This is a genomic window from Candidatus Omnitrophota bacterium (assembly GCA_040755155.1).
Taxonomy (GTDB): domain Bacteria; phylum Hinthialibacterota; class Hinthialibacteria; order Hinthialibacterales; family Hinthialibacteraceae; genus JBFMBP01.
Map to the genome: position 1 here is coordinate 1 of JBFMBP010000121.1, position 24,115 is coordinate 24,115.

Genomic DNA, 24,115 nt, shown 5'->3' on the forward strand with positions numbered 1-24,115 from the left:
AAATACTCGCATTTAGTTAGAATGGCGCAGGCGAGATGCAACGAATCGATTTTTTGCAAACCCATCTGATTTATAGAAATTGCCCTATCAATCACCTCTTTTGTCTCGTGAATATTACTTATTGCATATTTTTTCCATTCGCCGATTTGATTTTTTCGTTCATGAAAGGGATTTTTACTGTTCACATAATCTAAAATATACGACCAACCTAAATTTAAATTGCCAGCCCGAATTTCTTCTTGAATTTTCAATTTTGCTTCGGACTCGAGTCTGATTCTGATATGAGATTGGTCATCGAATGGCCGATTAAAACAGCAATTATCCAAATATATTTTCATTAATCCTTTATCCCTTGTTCATGCAATATTCTTTACTTGACGCTTTATGAATAGACTTCTTCGCGGTTTACTCCGCCTTGATTATCTTCTCCCTTTATGAACGAAGGTTCATAGATTAAGATGTTATTTAAATTACTCCATTATTTTACCCGAAAAAACTTCCCTTTACGGCAATTCGGCGGCGCTGTCGTCCGAGAGGATGAGTTTATACGATTTCGGTTTGCGCTCCGATTTGGAGATGCGGACGTTGCGTCCGAAGATGCTGTTGTCGATGCGTCGCTCCACGTTGCAAATTCCGCAATTCTCCATCACCACGCTGTATTCGATCTCGCAATTCTCCAGGACGGAGCCGTTGCCGATGGCCGTGAAACTGCCGACGAACGAATCGCGGATCGTGCAATTCTTCCCGATCATCACTGGGCCGCGCAGGGTGCTTTTTTCGATGCGCGTTCCCTTTCCGATCGCTACTTCGCCCCGGATGTCGGAATCGGGATCGATGCTGCCCTGGTTGTCCGTTTTCAAATCCTGAAGCACTAACCTATTGGCTTCGATCATGTCGTCCGGATTCCCCGCGTCGATCCACCAGCCTCTGAGGATGCAATACTCCACTTGCGCCCCATTGTCGATGATCCCTTGCAAGGCGTCCGTGATTTCCAGCTCGCCCCGCGCAGAGGGTCTCTGTTTGTCGATCGCTTCATGGATGCTGGCGTCCAAAATGTAAATGCCGATGGCGGCCAGATCGGAGGGTGGATCTTTGGGCTTTTCTATCAACCGGACGACTCGGTCGTCTCTAACTACGGCGATGCCGTAGAGTTGTGGTTTATCCGTCTTGGAGAGATATAAAACCGCATTGCTCTTATTTTCTTTGAAGCGCCTGACGCCTTCTTCCAATCCCTCTTGAAGCAGATTGTCGCCCAGGTACATCACAAAGGGCGAATCTCCTAAAAAATCCTGAGAAACCTTGATCGTATGCGCGATGCCCAGCGGTTCGTCCTGTTGGATATAGGAAATTTTCACTCCGAATTCTTTGCCGTCGTGGAGCACTTGCTGCATATCCTTGGTATTGTCGCTGACGACGATGCCGATCTCTTCGATGCCGACTTTTTTGATTTTTTCGATGGCGTATTGCACCAACGGCTTATTGGCGATAGGTATTAAGGGCTTGGAGTTGGTGAAGGTTAATGGCCGCAGACGTTTGCCTCTGCCTGCGCATGGAATAATGGCTTTCATGATGCGTCCCCCTGCCAATGTTAAGTAATCCGGATGCAGTGAGCATCATGCAAAATTCCTTTATTCCTCCCCCATGCTTGGGGGAGGTTAGGAGGGGGTTGTTTAAAGTCAAACAAAATCAACCCCCCTCTAGCTCCCCCCAAACTTGGGGGGAGAATATAAAACGGATTTTATCAATTTTGCATGAGCTTCAGTTGATTTCCGGTTGCATCTTAGAAAAAAACGATGGCGGCGGGAAGGGGCGTTCTCTGCGCCGCCGCTACTCTTCTTTCTCTTCATCGGGAATCGGCGTTTTTTCCGGTATGGCGATGGTTCCCGTCTTCCAAAATTCCTCCGCGAATCCGCGGGCGCGTTGCAACAGCCATTCCCGGTTATTGAGACTGGGATCGTCAATGATCTCCTCCAGCAATTGATCGAGGATGATGGAAAAAACCGGTCCCGGCGTAAGCCCCATCTGAATCAAATCGTGTCCCGATATGGCCAAATCCCGCACCGTCAGCGCATCTTCCGCCCGGTCGATAGCTCGTACCGTCCGTACGAAGTGAAAAATTCCCTTTTCGTAGCCGTCAGCGTTGAATTGGTTTCCCTTGCGGTCGGCCATGCGCATCCGCAAGAATCCATCCACATTCTCTCGCCCCAACTTGCGTAGAAACCGCCGCGCCGCTGGTTGCGACAGGTCCGGTTTCAGGTTGTACATGTGGTTTTCCACAATGGCGGACGTTGTCTCTATTTCATTGTTGGAAAAGCGCAGGCGGCGCATGATTCGCTTCGTCATTTTCTTGCTGAGGTACTGATGGCCGTAAAAAACGTAATCCCCCTTGAATGGCTGATATTGCTTGGCCTGCACTTTCCCCAAATCGTGCATTAGCGTCGCGAAGCGATCAAGGGGATAATCCGGCGGCAAGGCATCTACTGAGAGCAAAATGTGCATGGCCACGTCATGGGAGTGGAACCGGTTCTGCCTCACGCCGAATCCCGCCTCCAATTCCGGCAGGATATAGCGCAGCAATCCGCATTGATGCATTAGAATGAAGCCATGCGACGGCTTGTGGTAGGTCAGCATCTTCATCAGTTCGTCACGGATTCTCTCGGCGGAAATTCCGCTGATGAGCGCCGCCGAACGCCGCATCGCCGCGAACGTCTCGCCCTCGATCTCTCCTTCCAATTTGGCCGCGAAGCGCGCCGCCCGCAGCATCCGCAAGTAATCTTCCCGGAAGCGCGTCTCCGGATCGCCTACCGTCCGGATGCGCCGCGCCCGCAAATCCTCCGCGCCGCCGAAAAGATCGAGAATCTTCCCCGTTTCCATATCCAGCGCGAAGGCGTTGACCGTAAAATCCCGCCGCCGCAAATCTTCTTCGATGGAATCGGCGAACTGTACAACTGGATGGCGTCCGTCGGGATATTTTAGATCGTAACGAAACGTTGTAATTTCATATTGCTTATCGTCTATGATAGCGGCCACGGTTCCATGCTCGATCCCGATAGGAGCGGCGGCGATTTTCGCTTTCCGCAACCGCTTTAGCACTTCTTTCGGAGGATGCGGAGTTGCTAAATCCCAATCCCCTCCAGCCGTTTCCCGGATAACCGTCTCTCCTCGTTGTTGCGCGAGTAGAATCGCGTCCCGCAAAATTCCCCCCACAACGAATGTCTTCGCCGGCTTCAGAATCTCGTTTAATTTCACCGGCGGCTCCGGCAGACGCGAGAGGTCGAATTCGAACATATTAAACTTTCCTCATGAAGAAGCCGATAACGATTACGCAGCCGTTAATCGGCTATTTCTTCATTTTTATGTTATGATGAAGCATCCTGTACGTTATTAAAGATAAATCCATCCATGCTGGGACGCCAAAGGGCATTGCATCGTTTTCCCCCGCCAGCCTATCCAGCGGATGGCAATTTATAAATATTTTTCTTTACATAAAAACGGCGTTGGAATAGCGCCTTGGCGAAAAAATTGTGTTGAAAGTTCTTCTACGTGATATGATATTTGTTGAATGCCGATAATGAAATTCTTTGGCATTTACGTAGTAATAGAATAGAATGCCCTTTTTCAATTCGACATAGAGTCAATCTCATTTACGGGAGGCTATTATGCGACCAATTGCCACAAAACGTTACACGCAAACTATTGGTCTTTGGTTTCTTGCCGCCGGTCTTTTAGGCTTTTTCCTGAGCGGATGCGCAACATCTTCCCGCCATAGCGCAAACGAGACGATGAAATCCGGCGCGTTCTCCTCCGGCATAGCCCGTACAAATTCAGGAATTGCGAAACAGCCTATTATCAAAAAACCCTTGTTGCCTCTCGGAATCGGCGGAAGTTTCAACCTTTACGCTTCCGACGCCGCCGACGACTTATCGGCGTTTTATAATAACGTAATCCGGCCAGTCCGCAGCGGGAAAATTTTTAAGCGCCAACCCTACGAAATGGATTACGGCATACTCCCATCGGGGAGCGAAGGAACGAGTACCAGAAACGATCAAAATAAAATAACCATCAAATCCAATTACCAATTCAAAATCGGCATGAGCCGCAAATTCCATAATTTCGGCGATTTTCTCAAAGCCGATTTCTGGCTGGCTCGGGGCGCCTATTCGCCGTCTTACGTCTCGCCCGTTATAGTAGATCAAGTCGATCCCTTCGCTTTGAGCGTTTGCGAAGAAGAGGATTTTTCGCTCGATCAACTCACGCCCTCTTCGATCGATATCGGCCAAATCATTGAGGATCGTTGGAACTTATTCGATCAATAAATCGCTTTTGCCGCTTCTGCGCCGCTCCGCGTTTCAATCTTGCGGGGCGGCGTTTACGTTCTTTTCCCCAACCAGAGACTTGCTTACGTTCAAGTAAAATCCATTATATAATTTCATTTTCTGCGTATCCTCCCGCCGGGGATGAACCGCATTCGTCAACAGAATCGCCGCCGCCTTATGCTCCGGATCGATGCAGATCATCGTTCCCGTAAAGCCCGAATGGCCGAATGCTTTGACGGAGGGCAGCCCGCCCATATCGCCGATGGTGACGGCGTCGTCCATCCCCCACCATCCCAACAATTGCTTGCGCGTTTGCAGGAAGCCAGATCCTTTTTTCATCGCTTCGTCCGTAATCTGCGGCGTCAACATCGTCTCGATGGTTTTTTCGGATAAAATCCTTACGCCCTTGAATTCACCCTTATTGAGAAGCATCTGCGCGAAAACGGCCAGATCGTTCACGGTAGAAAACAGTCCCGCATGTCCCGAAACGCCGCCCAAAGAGCGGGCGTTCTCGTCATGGACGATTCCCCGCAGCGCGCGGTTGCGCAAGGGATCGTATTCCGTAGGCGCCGAGTACAGACGTTCGCGCTTCCAGGGCAGATACGTCGTATCCTTCATTCCCAACGGCTCGAATATGTTCTTTTTTGCATACCGATCCAAACGCTCGCCGGATACGACTTCCACCAGCCGCCCCAACGTGATGAAACCCAAATCGCTGTATATCCGCTTCTCGCCGGGCTTGTAAACCAAGTCGACGTCTTCGTAAATCATCTGGAATACTTCTTCCCGGTTGACGCAATCCAAGTAAAAAGGAAACCAAGCGGGCAGGCCGGAAGTATGGGTTAAGAGATGCCGTACGGCGATCTTCTCCTTGCCCCGCGCTCCGAATTCGGGAATATAGGCGCAAACCGGCTTGTCGAGTTCGATCTTACCTCTCTCCAGTAGAATCATCATCGACGTCGTCGTAGCGATCATCTTGGTAACGGAAGCCAAATCGAACAGCGTCGATTCCAGCATTGGCTCTGGAATGGGCGTATACGTAATTTGTCCCGTCTCCGCCGAGCGATAGATTATGTTACTCTGCATGTTTCCCAAGGCCCGCCGCGCTACGAAACTGCCATCCTTGATAATTGCCCCCACCGCTCCCGGCGCGCCCTTGGCTTGGATGACTTTATCGACTTCGTCGAAGGCTTTATTGATGAATTCGATATCCATGCCCGCGTCCCACGCCGTTGTCCAAGGCAGAGGATCCGCCTCTTGTCCCCCGGCGTTCGCGACGAATAGAGACAAAAAGAAAAAGGGGCAATAGAAAAGATAACGCATCATTTCACCTCGCTAGTATGGCGTTGGTTCATCACCCATTCGACGCCGTACGCCGTCAGTATGGCGGCGGCGGTTCCGGCGGGGATGAACCACGTAAAGGGATAACCGCAATACGATAAGAATAACACCACAATCAATCCCCCAAACATGCCGCTAATGATCGCATTTTGCTGGCGCAAGGGAGTAAAAATGCCCAGAAGAAAAGCCGCCAACAGGCTGCCGGACGTATAACTGGGAATGCTCAAACCCGTTTCCAGGATATTTTGCGAACCGCTGGCTAGGATAGCAATTACGATCAGGATCACTGTCCATATTAAAGTGAATATTCGCGATATTCGCACCAACTGCGCGCTATCCAACTGTTTCGAGCGCCAGGCCAATATGAAATCGTTAACCGAGGTGGAAGAAAGCGAATTGAGCGCCGACGCCGTGCTGGACAGGGCGGCAGAGAGAATGGCGGCGATCACCAGAGCCGACGCTTCCGGACGCATGTTTTTCACGGAGAAATAAGGCAGCAGCTGGTTGGCGTTTTCCAGGTCTGGCGGCAGCGTTCCGTAAAAGGCGAACAGCATCACGCCAATGAAAAGAAAAAATAGAAATTGGAAAAAAACGAAAATGCCGCTGCCGACGATGGCCGTCTGGGCGCTGCGCAGATTGCGGCAGGCCAACAGCCGCTGCACGATATCCTGATCGGCGCCATGCGACGACAGGCTGAGGCACGTTCCCCACAATACGCCGATGAACAGCGAATAATTGCCGGATGGATTCCAATCCCAATGGATGAACGTGAATTTATGATTCGCAACTCCTGCGGCGATAATCTGGCTCCATCCGCCTGGAACCAAGTGCAGAAGATAAAAGAAAGCGACGATCCCGCCCGCAATCATGACGACAAGCTGTAAAACTTCCGTCCAGATGACGGCGGAAATGCCGCCCATATAGGAGTAAATCAACGAAACGATACCCGTAACGATTATGGCCGAGGTCAGATCGATTTTCAAAATCACCGAAATCACCAGCGCCGCTGCAAAGTGGCGCACGCCCGCCGCCAGCGATCGCGTAACGAAGAAAAAAAGACCCGTCGTCTTCTGCGCGCGCTTGCCAAACCGCAGGCCGATGAATTCGTAGATCGTTACGATCTCGCGTTCGAAAAATTTGGGCAGAAAATAGAGCGCCAGAATGATGCGGGCGACGATATAGCCGAACGCCGCTTGCAAAAACGAAAAGTCGCCCCCCTCGGCGAAGGTCATGGCGGGCGCGCCCAAAAACGTTACGGCGCTGGTTTCCGTCGCCACCACCGCCGCCATCGCCGCCCAAGCGGGCATAGTGCGCCCCGCCAGAAAAAACTCAGACAGCGAATCCTGTTTGCGCGAGCATAAAGCGCCGATAAAAACCAGCGCTGCGAAGTAGAGAATCAATATAAAGTACGCGATTGGTTCCATAATTCTCCCGTTCCATTGATCTCCCGCCGGATTTCATAATATGGTTAACGACGAATGATGCAAGCTCGTTAACTGTAGTTCAAGATGAATACGTAAAAATAATTCATAGACGATCTTACTCTTTCTTCCAAGAAGTTATTTCCTTTCATATATCGAGATGCGCTATAATTACAACGGAATTTGTTTGATTATTATTGCTAGAGACGCAAGCCGAGGTTCTACGATGACAAAAGACGAACTGCTTTCTCGCATAGCCGTCAATCCTCTCGTTTGTTTTGGAAAACCTTGCATCCGAGGCCGCAGAATATGGGTTTCGTTGGTGCTGGATCTTCTAGCCGATGGCATGACGAACGAGGAACTTATGCGGGAATATGAGATAACCGAAGAAGACATCCGCGCCTGTCTTGCTTACGGCGCAGAAATGTCGCGCGAGCGGTATGTTCCCATTTCTATGGAAGCGGATTGATGAGATTGAAATTGGATGAAAATCTTGGGGCTTCAGCGGCTAAGTTTTTTCGCGATGCTGGTCATGACGTAGAAACCGTTCGCGCCGAAGGATTGGCGGGCGCAGAAGATCGGCGCATCATTTCGGTTTGCCGGGTTGAAAAGCGTTGTCTCGTCACTCTCGATATGGATTTCAGCAATCCTCTGGTTTTCGATCCGACGAAATATTGCGGCATCGCCGTCTTGCGTCTTTCCACCCGCCCAACATGGAATGATATAAAGGCCGCTTGCTGTTGCTTGATTCGCGGATTTTCTCTTCAGGACATTCAAGGTAAATTGTGGATCGTTCACCATGACCGAATTCGCGAATATGCGCCGGATTAATTTAGCGGACGATGTCTTGCCGTTAGGACCGTTAATCGCACCGAAAAGCAAAACGGATCGGTCGATAAATTTGTGTTATCTTTTGCTCTCCCGCCGAATGCCATAATAAAGTTGCCGTTTGTTGCGGCGATTCGTCTATCGTGGAATGTGGAGAATGTTATAGCAATGTCCGTAGACTATACCCTGTTTGATGGTTGCCGCCAACTCCGCCAGGCCGCGGGCCGCCAGCCTCTTCTCGGAATCGGCCTCATGTCGGGCACATCTATAGACGCCGTGGACGCCGCCGTGGTTCGCTTCGCTCCTTGCGGCGATCTTCCCATAACATTAATGGGTTATGTAGAAAAGGAAATTCCGCCCGAATGGCGCGAGCGCATTCTTCTCGCCATGAATCCAACGAAATCGTCAACACCTTTGGTCTGCCAGTTGAATATGGAATTGGGAAAACTCTTCGCCGAGGCGGCGTTGGAAGCGGCGCGGCGGGCGGGCGTTTCTATGCAGGATGTCGATTTCATCGGCTCCCACGGCCAGACCATTTATCATATCCCCCGCGCCGATCCCGCCCGCGATTGGCGCACGCCCTCTACGCTGCAAATCGCCGATCCTTGCGTCATCGCCGAACGAACCGGCGTTCTCACCGTCGGCGATTTTCGTGTGCGGGATATGGTCGCGGGTGGCGTGGGCGCGCCGCTCATCCCCTTCGCGGACGCTTTTCTCTTCGCGCATCCCGATGAAGACCGGCTCTGCCAGAATATCGGCGGCATCGCCAACTGTACGCTATTGCGGCGCGATGGAATCCTTCTCGCCTTCGATTCCGGTCCCGGCAATATGATTATGGACGCCTTAATACGCCGCAGCGGCAGCGGCCAGCATTTCGACGCCGATGGCGCGTTAGCCCGCCAAGGGCGGGTCATCCCTGCGCTGCTGCAGGCGGCGCTTACGCATCCCTATTTCGCCATCCAGCCGCCGAAAGCGACTGGCCATGAGCTCTTCGGCGAAGCTTTCGTCGATTGGTTCGTTGAGCAATCGCCCCAAGCGCTGTTAACGGATCGCCTCGCCACCGCCTGCGAACTCACCGCCCAATCCATCGCCCGCGCCTATCGCGATTTCGTCTATCTCCTCTCCCAACCCAAGCAGGTCATCGTCAGCGGCGGCGGCGCCAAGAATCCCTTCCTCCTGCAAAAGCTGCAAGCGGCCGCTCCCGAACTGCAATGGCGCGCCATCGACGAATTCGGCCTGCCCGCTGACGCCAAAGAAGCCGCAGGCTTCGCCATCCTCGCCTTCGCGACGCTGCACAACATCCCCGCCAACGTCCCATCCGCCACTGGAGCGCATAGCCCCGTTATCCTCGGTAAAATCGCCCCCGGCGGGAAACGGATGAAGTTTCATTTCGGATAATAATGGCGTTGTAGAATATCCTGATTCTAACATTAAGAGTGAAGTCAAGGGCAGAAAAAGTCTTGCCTTTTCCGCCTACCCCTATCTACTCAACCGGCGTAATTCGTAGTATGCTTTTATCGAGGAGAGAGAACAATGCAAACAAAAGAGACTGTCAGAGACTTGCTTGACCGCTTATCCGACGATTGCAGTATGGATGATGTGCTTTATCATCTTTACGTAATGCAATCCGTCGCGAAAGGCCAAGCCGACTCCCAAGCGGGCCGGACCATATCGCATGAGGAAGTCGCCCAAGCGCTGCGTCGAAAATGGCTCGCCGAAGCAAAATAGTAATTTGGACGCGGCAAGGCTGCGATAACCTTGACGCCGCCGTTGAGTTCATGGCGCAAGATTCGTTGACGGCCGCCCAAAATCTCCTGGAAAACGCGCTTGCCTCCGCCTCGTCGCTTTCGGTTATGAGCGAAAGGGGAAGAATAGTTCCCGAATTTTAACAACCATCGATTCGCGAGATCTTCGTTCAGAGATATCGGATGATTTACGAAGTTTTTGAAGCGAGAGTTGAGATTCTCGCTTTTATTCACGATGCGAGAGATATCGCGCCATCCAGCAAAACGGAAAGATCGTAATATTATCAACTTTGCCGTTCATTCCAGGATGATAGAATGGCCAGAATCCCTTTATCCTGAGAATCCTGCAAATCCTGGCCATCCTGAGTCTGACAAGCCTTCCCGTCTTTCCCCGTTTTGCGTTGCGAATGAAAACGCTGATAAGACGGAAAAGGCGCATGGCGAAATATCAGATATATCGTATTTGATTCTCCATCTCATCGGCCGCCGCATGATTTAGAATCTGCAAAAGCCTGCGCACAAGTTCATGAATCGGACGGCGAACGGCAATAATGATGCCGTAATGAGAAGAGCCTTGGGTTGCGTATTCTTTCGCTAATGCCTCGAAATGAACGCGATTATGCGTAACGATCGCCTTGCCATGCCGCGCCGCATACGATAATTGATCGGCGTCGGAGGCGCCGCGTTGGTTGGCTTCTTGCGTTGTGAGAACCTGGAATCCCCGGCTGCGCAATAATTCGGCGGCCAGTACGTCAATATCCTCGTCCAGATACAATTCAATGAAAAGGCGGCTCATCGCTACCGGACTAGAGGATCAATCATGTCCTCTGGAATGCGATTTTTTTCGATATAGGCGTTAATCTCGTTTTGGTGATCGCTGTAATAACTCAGCGCATCGAACACTTGAGCCAAAGTCAGATGCGGGAGATGCTGCGGAATCTCTTCGGGAAGGATGCCAAGACGCCACGATTCTACGATCGCCCGGACAGGAGTACGGGTATTCTTTATGATTGGCTCGCCATTCAGAACTTGATCGTCGCTTACTATATAGCAATGTTCGGTCGCTTGGTTCATAGGACTGCTCTTTCGAAACAGAAATAAAAATCGCACCGTCTCAAGAAACAGTATAGAATTCTGTATACGTTTGGCAAGTAGATTAAGCCCCGCCCAACCATGAATGTTTTTCAAATCGGCTTGATAAACGGAAAGGCCGGTCATTCTCGGCAAAATCGTACCCGGCGGGAAAGGAATGCGATTTCATTTTTATAAGGGAAATTAACGATATGCGTCTTTTCGAGGAATTATTCTGGCAATTTCTACGCTTCGGTTATGATCGTCAATGGAGAAAATTATGCGGTAATCGCCGCTACGGACGCGATATAGAGAATGAACGCCTTTGAGCTTTTCGACTCCATAATGGCGCGGATTCAATGCAAGAAGCGCGAGTTCTTCATCCACGCGCCGTTTAGAATCCAGCGCTATTTTCTCGCGGTCTTTCTTAGCGGCGCGGGTGAGTAATAACTCGTAGATCACAACGAACGTTCATCCTGGAGAATGTCTCGGAACGGAATGCGGACCGGATCGGATAAGGCTTCGAGAGCGAGTTGGACGTCGCTTTCGTCATCGATTTCAGGAATCTCGGTGGGTTGAAGCAGGAGAAATTCCATAAAACGCAAAGCGATGGGAAGTTCGGCGTCCGGCAAGCGGTCAACCAGACAGCGAAGACGATCTTTAACTTCAGCAGACGAAGCGGATGGATTCATGAATATAACCTTCCAATAAATTTCCCTCGAACAGCGCGCCCACGCCGTTCGAGCCAGCGATTATAGTATATTCGAAAGCACTGTTTTCTCAATAAATTTTTATTGAAATCGAAAATCCGCCCGCCTTATCTCCGGCCATTTTCTGGAAATAAAAAACTCATGTTGACGCTGGCGTATTGTTGCGATATGCTGCAATATAATAACCTGTATAATTTCGTAGGATGGGTCGCGTTGTTTGACCCATCGATTTCAAGAATCAAGGGGGTAATCATGATTTATAAAAATTTTTCTCAAATAGCCATACTGCTTTTTAGTATTTCATCTAGCTTTGCCCAGAAGCAACTGGCATTTCCCAGCGCTGAAGGGCATGGAAAATATACGGTTGGTGGAAGAGGCGGCAAGGTATGCGAGGTGACGAACCTAAATGATTCTAGCGAAGGCAGCCTACGAGCCGCAGTTGAAGCGGAAGGACCGCGAACCGTTGTGTTTAGGATCTCAGGCACGATAGACTTAAAAAGCAATTTAACGATTCGCAATCCCTATATCACCATAGCCGGACAAACCGCGCCAGGAGATGGGATTTCCATTAAAAGATATCCATTATCGATTGGCGCCGACGAGGCAATCATTCGATATATTCGAGTGCGCTTGGGAGACGAATCGGGCACCGATGCCGATGCCATTTCAAGCCGATATAATAAGAACCTCATTTTAGACCATGTCTCGGCCAGCTGGAGCATTGACGAGGTGATGTCTATTTATCACTGTGAGAACGTAACGGTTCAATGGTGCTTGATCGCCGAAAGTCTATTTCAATCCAACCATGTCAAAGGACATCATGGATTTGGCGGAATATGGGGATGCAACAACAGCACCTACCATCATAACCTTCTGGCGCATCACTCCAGCAGAAATCCTCGTTTCGCTTCGGGATGCGGAAATACGGATTATCGAAATAACGTGTTATATAACTGGGGATATCAAAGTTGCTATGGCGGTGAAAAACAGCAATCGGGGAATCCCCAATTTAATTTCACGAGGATAAATATGGCGGCCAATTATTATAAGCCAGGACCTGCCACGAAAACCGGCGAGGTCTCGCACCGAATAGCAGAGCCTACGGCGCGCAATGGAGCCGCTGATGCTGGCCAATGGTATATTGCCGACAATGTTATAGAGGGTAATGCCGCCGTTTCGGCAAATAATTGGGATGGCGGCGTTCAACCTGCTGATTCAGTACGAATATTTAAGATGAATGAACCGTGGCCATCCATGCCCATTTCTCAGCAAACGGCAGAGGAGGCATATCTCTCGGTTCTTGAAAATGCAGGCGCTACCTTGCCCAAACGCGATGCGGTTGACGCGCGCATTATCGAAGAAGTTCGGAATGGTTTTGCAACCTATGAAGGACCAAATTACAAACAAAATAATACAATGCAAGACGAATCAAGTAAGAGCGGCATCATTGATTCTCAGAATGATGTTGGCGGCTGGCCCGAATTAAAAAGCGCCCCAGCCCCTGCCGACTCCGATCACGATGGGATGTCCGATGATTGGGAAAAGAAGAACAATCTTAATACCAACGATGCTTCCGACGGAAATTGTATTGCTAACGATGGTTACACTATGTTGGAGAAATACCTAAACAGTATTTATTGAGATCATCCGGAACCCTCGCTTGCGCCATTTGCGTGACATGGTAGCGAAAGATATCGGTTCGGAACAACCTCAAACTCCTATTTTTGACGTTTGTCGGTATAGAGATTTTCGACCTTTCCTCGTACGCAACGGCTCTTACGGCAGTGGAAATTGCCGAAAATGGCGCGCTCTTTGGCAACCGCTATCGCGTCATGGTCTCAACTGATAGTAACGGCGTAGTATATGATTTTTCGCGTCGCCGTTGTTTTTTCTGAATCAAGATACCCAGGATGAAAGGATGACAAGGATGCTTTTATCTGAGAACCCTGTGTATCCCGATTCTGACATTAATAGTGTAATCAATGGCCAAAGAAAATGGCGGGCTGCGCTTTGCAGTGAGACCGCACAGCGCAACTGACTTACACCCCTTCCTGCAACCTCGTCAAAAATGATAGCGTATAAAATCATAAAAATGCGATTTGAGATCGTATGAATAGGGGATCGCTATGAATCGCCGTGATTTTATGATTTCAGGAGCCAATCTTAGCCTGTTATCGCAGGCGGATTTTTCTATGCTAACGGCTGCGGCGAACGATTTGTCGCCTATGAAGGGTAGGATTGTGGGAACGCCCGGTTTCATCGATCAAAACAAATTGCGCGGACGCAACCAAAACCGTTCTACCGTCGTTTGCCGCAATGGCGTTGGCGCTGCGAGCCAAACTCTCGCCGCCAGCGCGGGCGTCGATATTTTGCAGGCGGGCGGCAACGCCATCGACGCCGCTGTGGCTATGAGCGCCATGATGAGCGTCGTCGAGCCGATGAGCTGCGGCCCCGGCGGCGATCTCTTCGCCATCGTCTGGAGCGAGAAGGAGCAAAAACTCGCCGGACTCAACGCCAGCGGCCGTTCGCCCTACGCCTGGAATTTGGACGCTGCGAAGAAGGCGGGCTTCACCAGCCAGCTGCCCGTGCTCGGCCCTTTGACCTGGTCGGTTCCCGGCTGCGTCAGCGGCTGGGACGCCTTGCTGCGCCGCTTCGGCAAATTCTCGTTCAAAGAAGTCCTCGCTCCCGCAGTGCAATACGCCTGCGAAGGCTTCGTGGTTTCCGAAATCATCGGCGGCTATTTTTCCGGCGCGGCGGAGGATTTCAAGGATTACCCCAACGCAGCGCAAACCTATCTCACCGACGGCCAGCCGCCGCAATACGGCCAGGTTTTCCGCAATCCCGATCTCGCCGCCACTCTCGAAATTCTCATCCGCGACGGCGCCGACGCTTTCTATAAAGGCGAAATTGCCGAGCGCATCGATCAATATTCTCGCGAGCGCGGCGGAATGCTGCGCCTCGAAGACTTGCGGGATCATACGGCGGAATGGGTGGAGCCGGTTTCGACTTCTTATCGCGGCTACGGCGTTTGGGAAATTCCGCCCAACGGCCAGGGCATCGCCGCGCTGCAAATGCTCAACCTGCTGGAGCCATTCGAAATCGCCTCTCTTCAGCCCAACAGCGCCGAGCATCTGCATCTCTTCATCGAAGCCAAAAAGTTGGCCTTCGAAGACCGCGCCGTCTACTACGCCGATCCCGCCAAGGCGGACGTCCCCATCGCCTGGCTTATTTCCAAAGACTACGCCCGCGAGCGCGTGAAACGTATCGATCCCCGCCGCGCCGCCGTGGATGTACGTCCCGGCGCGCTGGATGGGTCGCAGGACACCATTTACCTCTGCGCCGCCGACGGCGAGGGCAACATGGTCTCCCTGATTCAGAGCATCTATCACGGCTGGGGATCGCGCGAGGTTCCGACCGGTCTCGGCTTCTGCCTGCAAAACCGGGGGCGCAGTTTCAGCCTCGATCCCAACCATCGCAACCGTCTCGAACCGCACAAGCGCCCCTTCCACACCATCATCCCCGGCTTCGTCACCCGCGAGGGACGTCCCCGCTGCGCTTTCGGCGTCATGGGCGGCGATATGCAGCCGCAAGGCCATGTGCAAGTGTTGATGAACATCATCGACTTCGGCCTATCGATCCAACAGGCGGGCGAACAGCCGCGCGTGGAGCATTACGGCAGTTCCAATCCGTGGGGCGGCGGCATGGTTCAGGGCGGAACCATCGGCCTGGAAGCGGGCATCGAACCCGCCGTCATTAAACGCCTGGAAGAGATGGGGCACAAAATCGCCAGCGTGGGAACGGGCATGTACGGCGGCTACCAAGCGATATGGCGCGAAGACGATCCCCTGCGCTACTTCGCAGGTTCCGATCCGCGCAAGGACGGCTGCGCGGCGGGGTATTGAATGGCGTAAAGAAAATGGCGGGCTGCGCTTCGCTTTGAGCCCACCCTACGCAACTCATGGATTCGTCAAGGGCAGAAAAAACCTTGCTCTTGCCGCCGCGGTGAACTTCGGCCAACGCCTTTATAGAATGAATCGGCGGCTAGGTAATGATCGATCCCATTCCGAAAAATCAAGCGAATCGTTTATGGAGATTATTCGCGCGAGAGCATCGACGAATCGATAGTAACTATCGGCGTTCAAATGAAGCGTTGCGCATCCGCAACAGAGATGAACATGATTGCATTCGCCGCATACGCCATCTCCGGAGACAATATCTGGCGAATCTAAAAGTACATGTTCCGCAAACATTCTGTCCACATTGGCAACGATGTTCCCATAACGGATATGGATTTGATCGCATTCCGAACAAAGCCAGATTTTTCCAATGGGATTTTGCGAAAATAATTCGCATCTCATCTTTTTTCTCGTTCCTTTTCCAAAAAAGTCCGCAATCGATCTTCGATAGGTTGCGCAGCCGCCATCGCTTCTACTTTCTTCCGCTGCTATTCCTTCGCATTAAGATGTCTTCGCATCTCGCTGGATGGGGTAGTATTATTTGCTATACAAACAAAAGAATTGCAATTAACCATAAAGTAGTTTGTTAAATCTTTTGTTAAGTATAATAAACATAAAGAAACAAGTCAATCCCTCCCGAACATTTTTTTACGCCGGATCCATGAGCGTATCGAGAGTAAAATCGGCTTTGTTTTCGAATCGCGTTTTGGGATTTATAGTTGCATAGGGTAGGCTTAAAGCGAAGTGCAGCCCGCCAACCACGCGAGAAATCCTTTTTCGCCGCCAATCATGTATAAATCCGCCCCCCCTTTACGCACTGCATTCCACTATGAAAGAATAAACAAAACCACCTATCGATCCGTTCTCGGCAGACGGCTGCGAACGATTACAATTACGTTGGGAGCAAAAACAATGATAGAAAAATGCGCGATGACGATTTCAAGACGGCGGTTTTTAGGAACCGCCGCGGCGGCCGCTTCTCCAATTTTGTTGAGAAGCGTTGCGGCGCGGGCGGCGGATAAGCCCAACTCCGATTTCAACGGCGTGCAGATTGGAGTTATTACCTACAGTTACCGCAGCCTGCCCGGCTCGGCGCAGGATCTGCTCAAGTACATTACCCAATGCGGAATCAGCTCGGTCGAGTTGATGGGCGAACCGGCGGAACAATTCGCTGGGATACCATCCTTTCCCGGCCCGGGCGCCCGCCGTGGACAGATGACGGATGAACAAAGAAAAGTCATGCAGCAAAAGCAAGAAGAAATTCGCCAATGGCGCAAGTCGGCGCCGATGGATAAATACCAAGAATTGCGCAAGCTATATAACGACGCGGGCGTCGATATTCATATCGTCAAGTTCGGAAATATCGGCGACGGGAACATGCCGGACGAAGAGATCGATTACTACTTTAACGCGGCCAAAGCCCTCGGCGCCAAAGGAATCACCCGCGAACTTTCAGAAGAGGCGGCCAAGCGGTTGGCGCCATTCGCCGACAAGCATCAAATCGTCATCGGATTTCACAACCATACCCAACTCAAGCCGACGACGTACGACGGATCAATCTTATCTTATAGCAAATATATGGGAATCAATTTCGATGTGGGGCATTACCTCGCCGGAACCAACGAATCGCCCATTGCGTTCCTCCAAAAATATCACGAACGCATCCTCAGCCTTCACATCAAGGATCGCAAACTCAACAACGGTCCCAACACGCCGTTTGGACAGGGGGATACGCCGGTAGCGGCTATTCTTCAGCTGATGAAGAAAGAAAAATGGACGTTCCCCGCCGATATCGAGCTGGAATATGATGTTCCCCAAGGTTCGGACGCCGTGGCTGAAGTAACCCAATGCGTTCAATTTTGCAAGGAAGCGTTGGCGTAAGGATTTTCCAGCGTGAGATTAAACCCGCCCCTCGCGCATGTCCGCGAGGGGCGGGTTGTTTCCATCGCCGACGCAGCGAGTCCCGCTATACTGGTTATTACCAACTAACAATTATGAATAGAAAGGCAATCCCATGAAAAAATATTCCCTTTTAACGATCCTAATCGCCCTATTAACCATCGCCCTCGCCGCCTTCGGCGAAGAGAACCGCGCCGTCCTCCCCATTCGCGGCCTTCATTGCGGAGCGCCGGGCAAAGAGGATTTGCCGTTGTGCCTGAAGTTCATTCGCGAAGCGCTGCCCAAAGAAGGCGTTACGCACCTGGTCATCGAATTCAATTACAGTTATCAATTCGCCTCCCACCCTGAGCTGGCTTCGCCGAACGCTCTCTCCAAAGAAGATGTGAGCAGCATCGTTGAAGCCTGCCGCGAGGCTAAGGTGAAATTGATTCCCCAATTCAACTGCCTCGGCCACCAATCCTGGGCTAAGAATACGTTCTCTCTGTTGACGAAATATCCTGAATTCGACGAAACGCCTGGCAAATACCCCGACAATAAAGACATCTACTGCCGCAGCTATTGCCCGCTTCACCCCAAAGTGCACGAGGTCGTCTTCGCCCTTATCGACGAACTGGCTGACGTCTGCCAAGCGGAGGCTTTTCACGTGGGAATGGATGAAGTCTTCTTGTTGGGCGATGACGATTGCCCCCGCTGTAAAAGCAAGAACAAAGCCGAACTCTTCGCGGGCGAAGTGAAAATCTTGCGCGATCATCTCGCCGAATCCAATCGCGTTCTATGGATGTGGGGCGACCGTTTTCTCGACGGCGAGACGACGGGCGTCGGCGAGTGGGAAGGAAGCAAGAACCAAACCGCTCCCGCCATCGACCTGGTTCCCAAGGACATCGTCATTTGCGATTGGCATTACGAATTCGCCGCCCCCACCGCGCCTTATTTCGCCCTCAAGGGTTTCAACGTCGTCAGTTCCCCCTGGCGCAAGGCGGACGTCGCGCTCGGCCAGTTGGATTTGATCCGCTCCGTGCGCCAAAACGCCAACGAACTCGTCGCCAACCGAATGCAGGGCGTACTGCATACTACCTGGTGCGGCATGTCCAGTTTCGTCAAAGCCTATTATGCGGAAGAAGCCTCCACACGCCGCAACGCCCGCGAAACCGCCGACTGCTTCAAAAAACTCTTCGCCGCCATCCGAGAGGGGAAATAATCGCGTGATTTTCAACTTAATAATTTTATTAAAATGAATGTATAAAAAGAAAGTTGGGATATAATATCTGGTTGACAACATTATACAATATATGACGGAACGGCAAAAAGTCAATTTTGTGTGGTGCGGGCTTCTAGCCTGCACAAGATATACCGCAGGCAAAATGCCTGCACCACAATAGGTAGTCCCCCAATTGCATCATCAATACTTTTTGCCGGATCGTCATCCGTGGCTTTGACGACTGATGGGTCGGCGCAGCCAAATTGATTGTATAGATCAAACTTGATTTGTTCTTCCGGCGTAGCGTAGGCAATAATCTGGGCGCTGCTGCTGGTGATCTGCGGATTGGATATTTCCGGTACCATGCTGTTGATCTTCGTAAACACTCGCCCGTACCCCGTTCCAGATGATCGAGAATAACCAATGCCGGCGTAGACCTTCATGGCGGCGTTATGTTCGCTTCCCGCTCCGCTGCGGTTATTGTCCGCTTCTTCGTGTTGGAAGTGATCTTCTGCGTAGTAGAATCCATGCAGCGTTTTGGTTGTGTCACTCAATTCGTTATAGAGCACCGATGATAACCCCGTCCAATGATCGTCGAAATCCCGCGCGGCGTTGCTGCTGGGGCCGATGACCTGAATCGCCTCGCTATTGGCGTTCTTCATGATATGGCTGGTAATGTCGTTGACCGAAGCGTTGTAAATATTCGTCGAGGAAGCATTATAAAAATCGACGACTCGGCTGCTGGCGCCATATTCCCAATCTGGCGAATCGACATCCGACGAACCGCCATGCTCCTCATGACCTGCAGACCGCCGGGCGGAGAAGTAATAAAGAAAGCGGGTGGGATAAGTTCCATTTCCCGGCGCTTCGACGGCGCAGGTGGAGAGATCGGACGGATTGGCGAGATAGCCGTTGGCGTCCCCTTTGGCGATAACGAGTTCATCCGAATCTGTCAGAGAGACGATGCTCACAGCTGGTTTGACACTCGGAACGTATGCGTTGCTTGACGATTTCTTTTGGATGGAATTGGGATTGACGGGCTGGACATCCACCTTTTCCTCCTACTCGCCAACCACGACCTTGAACGTGCTGCTAATCAGTTTCGCCATGAAGATGGTCCTTCCCGTTGATTCATTCCTATCGGCGATTAGAAAGTTTATGGTTTAGGTATATTTTATCGGTTATCACCACCTAATAATCGATATGGACAACAAAAAGGCGCAGCAGAATAGATATCATGGAATATATCATAAAAAAGGAATTAAATCAACAATAAAACAAAAAATTAATAAAATATTAATAGCCGCGCATAATGAATCAATCGAACGATTGCTGGGATAGGCCATCCGCCATCGTCCCCCCCTTCATTTTTCCCCAAAAGTGAAGATTCCCAAGAAAAAGTCGAAAATAGAGTAGCACGGTAGACGAAAAGGTATATTATCATAGCTGTAATATTCGAGGGAAACCGTATTCATGGACATTCGCGGCAAGAATATTTTGGTCATCGGCGGCGCCGGATTGATCGGCTCGCATGTGGTGGAGGAACTGCTGAAGGAAGACGTGCGCGAGGTCGCCGTCTACGATAATTTCTCGCGCGGCTCGCGGGAAAATCTGGCGCAGGCGTTGAAGGATCCGCGCTGCCGGATTTTCGAACTGGGCGGCGACATTCTGCAGAAAGACATCCTCGGCGAGGCGATCAAATCGCGCGACGCCGTTATCCACCTGGCGGCGCTATGGCTGCTGCACTGCCACGAGTATCCCCAATCGGCTTTCGAAACGAATATCCGGGGAACCTGGAACGTTCTCGACGCCTGCGTCAAGCATGGAGTGAAGCGGCTGATCTATTCCAGTTCCGCCAGCGTCTACGGCGACGCGGTAGAAGAGCCGATGACGGAAGAACATCCCTACAACAATTGGACATTCTACGGGGCTACGAAGATCGCGGGCGAGCACATGTTCAAGGCGTACCATAAACGCTACGGCCTGGAAGGCGTCGGACTACGATACATGAACGTCTACGGCCCCCGGCAGGATTACCACGGCGCCTATACCGCCGTGATGATGAAAATTCTCGACCGCCTCGATTGCGGCGAGCCGCCGGTGGTCTACGGCGACGGCTCCCAATCCTACGATTTTATCTATGTCCGCGACGTCGCCCTCGCCAACGTCTGCGCCCTGAAATCGTCCGTCCCCTTCGGGTTTTACAACGTTGGGCGCGGGATCAAGACCTCCATCAAGGAACTGGCCGAATTGTTAGTGGAATTGACCGATTCCAACTTGGCTGTTCGCTATGTACCCGCCGGACAAACCTTCGTGCAAAACCGCGTCGGCTGTCCCAAGGCGGCGGAGCGCGATCTGGGCTTCTGCTGGAGCGTGGACTTGCGCGAGGGAATGAAAGCGCTGATCGAATGGCGCAAACAGGATTTGGCTAGGAAGGAAAGGCGGTAAAAAAGCGTGCTATTGCCCATCACAAAACCGGTTTTCGACGAAGACGAACTGGAACTTATCGCCCGCACGCTGGAAAGCGGCTGGGTGGCGCAAGGGCCGAACGTGCAAGCGTTCGAAGAGCAATTCCGCCAATTCTGCGGCGCCGCCTGCGCCGTCGCCGCTTCCAGCTGCACCACAGCGCTGCATCTGGGATTGTTGGCGTTGGGCGTTCGCCCGGGCGACGAGGTGCTCGTTCCTAGTTTTACCTATATCGCCACCGCCAACGCCGTGGAATATTGCGGCGCTAAACCGGTGTTTTGCGATATCGATCTGGATACCTTCACCATCGATCCCCGCGATTCGGAACGGCGAATTACGGACAAAACGAAGGGAATCGTTCCCGTTTCGCTGTTCGGCTGGCCGCTCGATTACGCCTGGCTGAAAGACTTGGCGCAGAAACATCGCCTTTGGATTTTAGAAGACGCCGCCTGCGCCTTCGGCGCCCGCCGAAACAACGTCCATGCGGGTACGGAAGCCGACGCCAGCGCTTTTTCCTTTCATCCCCGCAAAGCCATCACTACTGGCGAGGGCGGCATGTTGGTAACCAATAATACCGCCCTCGCGGAAACGGCGCGCTGCCTGCGCAATCATGGCGCGTCGAGATCCGACCTGGAACGCCATATAGATAAAGGCGGTTCGTTGCTGCCCGATTTCAACGTATTGGGATACAATTACCGCATGACGGATATTCAAGGGGCCATCGGCCTGGCGCAAATGAAGAAGGCCGACGCTATCCTCGCCCAACGCCGCCAGGCCGCCGCGCGTTATCATGACCAACTCGCCGAGTTCTCCTGGCTGCGTACGCCGCAGGAAACGGACGGCGCCCAGCACGCCTATCAATCCTACGTCGCGCTGATGTCCCCCGGCGATAAAAGACCGCCGCAACTTTCCGATCTGGACGAATTGAACCGCAAACGCAACCGGATGTTCGCCTCTTTGGAAGAATCGGGCGTCTCCGTCCGCCAAGGCACCCACGCCGTCCACTCGCTGGGATATTATCGCCATAAATACGGTTTAAACGAAATGGATTATCCCCAATCGCTGCTGGCCGACCGGCTAAGCCTGACGCTGCCGCTCTTTTGCGGCATGGAAGAAAAGGAGATCGCTTACGTCGCGGACTGTCTAAAGCGGCTTGAGCGCATTTGATCATGTGCGGAATCGCGGGAATATTCCATCTATCAGGCGAAGCCGCCGAACGGGCGTGCATTCAGCGCATGACGGATTCCCTGGCGCATCGGGGACCCGACGGCGAAGGCGTATATCTCGATGGCAACCTGGCGCTAGGGCATCGGCGCCTGGCGATCATCGATTTGACAACCGCCGCCAGCCAACCCATGTTGAGCGAAGATAAACAAATCGCCGTCGTCTATAACGGAGAGATTTACAATTTCCGCGAATTGCGCCAGGAACTGGAAGCGAAAGGGCATCGCTTCTTCTCCCGCTCCGATACGGAAGTGTTGATTCACGGTTATGAAGAAGAGGGAATCGATTTCGTCCAACGATTGAACGGCATGTTCGCATTCGCCTTGTGGGACGCTTGGACGCGAACCCTTTACTTGGTGCGCGACCGTTATGGAATCAAGCCGCTCTATTGGCGGATAGAAGGAAATACTCTCCTCTTCGCATCTGAAATCAAAGCCATCCTAGCCTATCCCGGCGTGCGGGTGGAAGTCGATCCCGACGCCTTGAACGAGTATTTCACGTTTCAAAACATGATGAACAGTTCGACGTTGTTCAAGGGAATCCACTTGATGACGTCTGCTTCGATTTTCCGCATTCATCAAGGAGATTCAGATTTTCAAACGTCGCGCTTTTGGGATTATAAATTTACAGCCATCGATCTCTTAATGAGCGAGCAGGAAGCGGAAGAAGAGACGGTGCGCCTCTTGCAACAAGCCGTCGTGCGGCAAATGGTTTCCGATGCGCCCATCGGGAGTTATCTGTCCGGCGGCCTGGATTCCGGCTCTATCGTTACCATCGCCTCGAAGAATATCGATTATCTCTCCACGTTCACCTGCGGCTTCCACATGCACGGCGTGGACGGCGTGGAAGCCAAGTACGACGAACGTCGTGAGGCGGAACTGATCGCCAATGCCTGCAAGACGCGGCATTACGAAATGGTGCTTAGTTCCAAGGATATTTCCTGGGTGCTGCCGAAAATCATTTATCACTTGGAAGACCTGCGCATCGGGATGAGCTATCCCCATTATTACATCGCGCAACTGGCTTCGAAATTCGTCAAGGTCTGCCTCTCCGGCAGCGGCGGCGACGAACTCTACGCCGGGTATCCCTGGCGCTATTACCGCATCTTTCACTCTCTTGGCCGTGAGGATTTTTATAGGCAATATTATTCTTTCTGGCAGCGCCTGGTGCAGGAAGAAGAGAAAGAGAGCCTCTTCACATCGGCTCTTTGGAGTAAGGTGCAACGGCGAGACACTTTCGAAACCTTCCGCAACGTCTTCAAACTCAACAATCTCAGCTACGCCACGCCCGAAGACCATATCGCCAACTCCCTCTACTTCGAAAGCAAAACCTTTCTGCAAGGCTTGTTCGTCGTCGGGGACAAATTGACGATGGCGCATGGACTGGAAGAGCGCTTCCCCTTCCTCGACAACGATCTCGTCGCCTTCGCCCAGAAAATTCCCATCCGGTATAAGCTTCGCAACTTGACGGAGATGAAGCGGCTGGACGAAAACGAACTGCGCAAGTTGCGGCGATACTACGTCGAATGCGACGATGGCAAAAACGTCCTGCGGCGGGCGATGAGCCGCATGGTTCCGGAAGAAGTGGCGTTACGCAAAAAGCAGGGATTCAGCTCGCCGGAAGAATCTTGGTATCGCGGCGAAACGATGGGCTACGTGAAGAATCTCCTGCTCGATAAAAAGGCCGCATCGCGAGACTATCTGCAACCGGCTTACGTCCAGCGCATCATCGACGATCACGTCGAAGGCAAAAAAAATTATCGGTTGTTGATCTGGTCCTTTTTATGCTTCGAATGGTGGTGCAAGATTTTTCTGGAAAAACCGATTCCCCAAAACGCTTTCTCTTCCCCCTCTTCTGCGAATCTTCCCCAAATGGATAAATCCTATTGCCTTGCCGCCCTTGGCTAAAGTTAAGGAACAAAAGTTTACGCCGATAACTAT

22 protein-coding genes are annotated in these 24,115 nt (G+C 51.8%); 12 read left to right on the forward strand and 10 right to left on the reverse strand.

Features of this window, described 5'->3' with window-relative positions:
• The 3 genes from AB1656_17855 to AB1656_17865 all read right to left on the reverse strand — a co-directional run.
• Positions 1-338: PIN domain protein (locus AB1656_17855; protein ID MEW6237251.1), on the reverse strand; the 338-nt coding region annotated here is incomplete at its 3' end.
• A 165-nt stretch (positions 339-503) separates the two neighbouring features.
• Positions 504-1,568 (reverse strand): glucose-1-phosphate thymidylyltransferase, encoded by a 1,065-nt coding sequence (locus tag AB1656_17860; protein MEW6237252.1) that lies wholly within the window; start codon positions 1,566-1,568, stop codon positions 504-506.
• A gap of 259 nt (positions 1,569-1,827) precedes the next feature.
• On the reverse strand, positions 1,828-3,288 hold the full coding sequence (locus tag AB1656_17865) for a CCA tRNA nucleotidyltransferase (protein ID MEW6237253.1): 1,461 nt from the start codon (positions 3,286-3,288) through the stop codon (positions 1,828-1,830).
• A gap of 371 nt (positions 3,289-3,659) precedes the next feature.
• Between AB1656_17865 and AB1656_17870 the strand changes: the two genes are divergently transcribed.
• The gene (locus AB1656_17870; GenBank protein ID MEW6237254.1) at positions 3,660-4,316 is read left to right on the forward strand and encodes a hypothetical protein; all 657 of its coding nucleotides are present in this window, start codon (positions 3,660-3,662) and stop codon (positions 4,314-4,316) included.
• A gap of 33 nt (positions 4,317-4,349) precedes the next feature.
• Here AB1656_17870 and AB1656_17875 read toward each other — a convergent pair whose 3' ends face one another.
• Positions 4,350-5,642: a serine hydrolase gene (locus tag AB1656_17875; GenBank protein ID MEW6237255.1), complete on the reverse strand. Its 1,293-nt coding sequence runs from the start codon at positions 5,640-5,642 to the stop codon at positions 4,350-4,352.
• Positions 5,639-7,081 carry a sodium/solute symporter gene (locus AB1656_17880; GenBank protein MEW6237256.1) on the reverse strand — a complete coding sequence of 481 codons (1,443 nt, stop codon included), beginning with the start codon at positions 7,079-7,081 and terminating at the stop codon, positions 5,639-5,641. Before AB1656_17880 ends, AB1656_17875 begins: the two co-directional genes overlap by 4 nt.
• A 223-nt stretch (positions 7,082-7,304) precedes the next feature.
• On the opposite strand from AB1656_17880, the gene AB1656_17885 reads away from it, so the two are divergent.
• The 4 genes from AB1656_17885 (at position 7,305) to AB1656_17900 (ending at position 9,634) form a co-directional block, all read left to right on the forward strand.
• Entirely contained in the window at positions 7,305-7,547 is a 243-nt protein-coding gene (locus AB1656_17885; GenBank protein MEW6237257.1) for a DUF433 domain-containing protein, read from the forward strand.
• Positions 7,547-7,909, forward strand: coding sequence for a DUF5615 family PIN-like protein (locus AB1656_17890; GenBank protein ID MEW6237258.1), 363 nt, complete (start codon positions 7,547-7,549; stop codon positions 7,907-7,909). Before AB1656_17885 ends, AB1656_17890 begins: the two co-directional genes overlap by 1 nt.
• Positions 7,910-8,074: 165 nt before the next feature.
• Positions 8,075-9,304, forward strand: a complete 1,230-nt coding sequence (locus tag AB1656_17895) for an anhydro-N-acetylmuramic acid kinase (protein ID MEW6237259.1) — start codon at positions 8,075-8,077, stop codon at positions 9,302-9,304.
• Between the two features lie 135 nt (positions 9,305-9,439).
• On the forward strand, positions 9,440-9,634 hold the full coding sequence (locus tag AB1656_17900; GenBank protein ID MEW6237260.1) for a hypothetical protein: 195 nt from the start codon (positions 9,440-9,442) through the stop codon (positions 9,632-9,634).
• Positions 9,635-10,099: 465 nt separating this feature from the next.
• On the opposite strand, the gene AB1656_17905 is transcribed toward AB1656_17900, so the two are convergent.
• The 4 genes from AB1656_17905 to AB1656_17920 all read right to left on the reverse strand — a co-directional run bounded on the left by AB1656_17905 (position 10,100) and on the right by AB1656_17920 (position 11,414).
• Positions 10,100-10,447 carry a DUF5615 family PIN-like protein gene (locus AB1656_17905; protein ID MEW6237261.1) on the reverse strand — a complete coding sequence of 116 codons (348 nt, stop codon included), beginning with the start codon at positions 10,445-10,447 and terminating at the stop codon, positions 10,100-10,102.
• Positions 10,448-10,449: 2 nt separating this feature from the next.
• Positions 10,450-10,725 (reverse strand): DUF433 domain-containing protein, encoded by a 276-nt coding sequence (locus AB1656_17910; protein ID MEW6237262.1) that lies wholly within the window; start codon positions 10,723-10,725, stop codon positions 10,450-10,452.
• A 201-nt stretch (positions 10,726-10,926) separates the two neighbouring features.
• Complete coding sequence (locus AB1656_17915; GenBank protein MEW6237263.1) at positions 10,927-11,184, reverse strand: type II toxin-antitoxin system RelE/ParE family toxin; 258 nt, start codon at positions 11,182-11,184, stop codon at positions 10,927-10,929.
• Positions 11,181-11,414, reverse strand: a complete 234-nt coding sequence (locus AB1656_17920; protein ID MEW6237264.1) for a hypothetical protein — start codon at positions 11,412-11,414, stop codon at positions 11,181-11,183. The genes AB1656_17915 and AB1656_17920 overlap by 4 nt, the downstream gene beginning before the upstream one ends.
• Positions 11,415-11,684: 270 nt before the next feature.
• Between AB1656_17920 and AB1656_17925 the strand changes: the two genes are divergently transcribed.
• The 4 genes from AB1656_17925 to AB1656_17940 all read left to right on the forward strand — a co-directional run bounded on the left by AB1656_17925 (position 11,685) and on the right by AB1656_17940 (position 18,485).
• Positions 11,685-13,073, forward strand: coding sequence for a pectate lyase (locus tag AB1656_17925; protein ID MEW6237265.1), 1,389 nt, complete (start codon positions 11,685-11,687; stop codon positions 13,071-13,073).
• 485 nt (positions 13,074-13,558) lie between these two features.
• Positions 13,559-15,334, forward strand: a complete 1,776-nt coding sequence (gene ggt, locus AB1656_17930) for a gamma-glutamyltransferase (GenBank protein MEW6237266.1) — start codon at positions 13,559-13,561, stop codon at positions 15,332-15,334.
• A gap of 966 nt (positions 15,335-16,300) precedes the next feature.
• Positions 16,301-17,269: a sugar phosphate isomerase/epimerase gene (locus tag AB1656_17935; protein MEW6237267.1), complete on the forward strand. Its 969-nt coding sequence runs from the start codon at positions 16,301-16,303 to the stop codon at positions 17,267-17,269.
• Positions 17,270-17,402: 133 nt separating this feature from the next.
• The gene (locus AB1656_17940; GenBank protein MEW6237268.1) at positions 17,403-18,485 is read left to right on the forward strand and encodes a family 20 glycosylhydrolase; all 1,083 of its coding nucleotides are present in this window, start codon (positions 17,403-17,405) and stop codon (positions 18,483-18,485) included.
• 110 nt (positions 18,486-18,595) lie between these two features.
• Here the strand turns inward: AB1656_17940 and AB1656_17945 are convergent, their stop codons facing one another.
• Positions 18,596-19,537 (reverse strand): hypothetical protein, encoded by a 942-nt coding sequence (locus AB1656_17945; GenBank protein ID MEW6237269.1) that lies wholly within the window; start codon positions 19,535-19,537, stop codon positions 18,596-18,598.
• A 421-nt stretch (positions 19,538-19,958) separates the two neighbouring features.
• Here AB1656_17945 and AB1656_17950 point away from each other — a divergent pair, with 421 nt between their 5' ends.
• Genes AB1656_17950 through asnB form a run of 3 tightly spaced genes read left to right on the forward strand, consistent with a single transcriptional unit; the run spans position 19,959 to position 24,082 of the window.
• Positions 19,959-20,933: an NAD-dependent epimerase/dehydratase family protein gene (locus AB1656_17950; GenBank protein ID MEW6237270.1), complete on the forward strand. Its 975-nt coding sequence runs from the start codon at positions 19,959-19,961 to the stop codon at positions 20,931-20,933.
• A 6-nt stretch (positions 20,934-20,939) separates the two neighbouring features.
• A complete protein-coding gene (locus tag AB1656_17955; GenBank protein ID MEW6237271.1) occupies positions 20,940-22,118 on the forward strand; it encodes a DegT/DnrJ/EryC1/StrS aminotransferase family protein in 1,179 nt (392 codons plus the stop codon).
• Between the two features lie 2 nt (positions 22,119-22,120).
• Positions 22,121-24,082, forward strand: coding sequence for an asparagine synthase (glutamine-hydrolyzing) (gene asnB, locus AB1656_17960; GenBank protein ID MEW6237272.1), 1,962 nt, complete (start codon positions 22,121-22,123; stop codon positions 24,080-24,082).
• Positions 24,083-24,115 lie beyond the last annotated feature (33 nt).

Coding starts and splice junctions, on each gene's coding strand:
- AB1656_17950 (MEW6237270.1), top strand. CDS start 19,959: ATGGACATTCGCGGCAAGAATATTTTGGTCATCGGCGGCGCCGGATTG.
- asnB (MEW6237272.1), top strand. CDS start 22,121: ATGTGCGGAATCGCGGGAATATTCCATCTATCAGGCGAAGCCGCCGAA.
- AB1656_17870 (MEW6237254.1), top strand. CDS start 3,660: ATGCGACCAATTGCCACAAAACGTTACACGCAAACTATTGGTCTTTGG.
- AB1656_17860 (MEW6237252.1), bottom strand. CDS start 1,568: ATGAAAGCCATTATTCCATGCGCAGGCAGAGGCAAACGTCTGCGGCCA.
- AB1656_17875 (MEW6237255.1), bottom strand. CDS start 5,642: ATGATGCGTTATCTTTTCTATTGCCCCTTTTTCTTTTTGTCTCTATTC.
- AB1656_17935 (MEW6237267.1), top strand. CDS start 16,301: ATGATAGAAAAATGCGCGATGACGATTTCAAGACGGCGGTTTTTAGGA.
- AB1656_17895 (MEW6237259.1), top strand. CDS start 8,075: ATGTCCGTAGACTATACCCTGTTTGATGGTTGCCGCCAACTCCGCCAG.
- AB1656_17910 (MEW6237262.1), bottom strand. CDS start 10,725: ATGAACCAAGCGACCGAACATTGCTATATAGTAAGCGACGATCAAGTT.
- AB1656_17900 (MEW6237260.1), top strand. CDS start 9,440: ATGCAAACAAAAGAGACTGTCAGAGACTTGCTTGACCGCTTATCCGAC.
- ggt (MEW6237266.1), top strand. CDS start 13,559: ATGAATCGCCGTGATTTTATGATTTCAGGAGCCAATCTTAGCCTGTTA.
- AB1656_17890 (MEW6237258.1), top strand. CDS start 7,547: ATGAGATTGAAATTGGATGAAAATCTTGGGGCTTCAGCGGCTAAGTTT.
- AB1656_17925 (MEW6237265.1), top strand. CDS start 11,685: ATGATTTATAAAAATTTTTCTCAAATAGCCATACTGCTTTTTAGTATT.
- AB1656_17940 (MEW6237268.1), top strand. CDS start 17,403: ATGAAAAAATATTCCCTTTTAACGATCCTAATCGCCCTATTAACCATC.
- AB1656_17880 (MEW6237256.1), bottom strand. CDS start 7,081: ATGGAACCAATCGCGTACTTTATATTGATTCTCTACTTCGCAGCGCTG.
- AB1656_17905 (MEW6237261.1), bottom strand. CDS start 10,447: ATGAGCCGCCTTTTCATTGAATTGTATCTGGACGAGGATATTGACGTA.
- AB1656_17885 (MEW6237257.1), top strand. CDS start 7,305: ATGACAAAAGACGAACTGCTTTCTCGCATAGCCGTCAATCCTCTCGTT.
- AB1656_17920 (MEW6237264.1), bottom strand. CDS start 11,414: ATGAATCCATCCGCTTCGTCTGCTGAAGTTAAAGATCGTCTTCGCTGT.
- AB1656_17865 (MEW6237253.1), bottom strand. CDS start 3,288: ATGTTCGAATTCGACCTCTCGCGTCTGCCGGAGCCGCCGGTGAAATTA.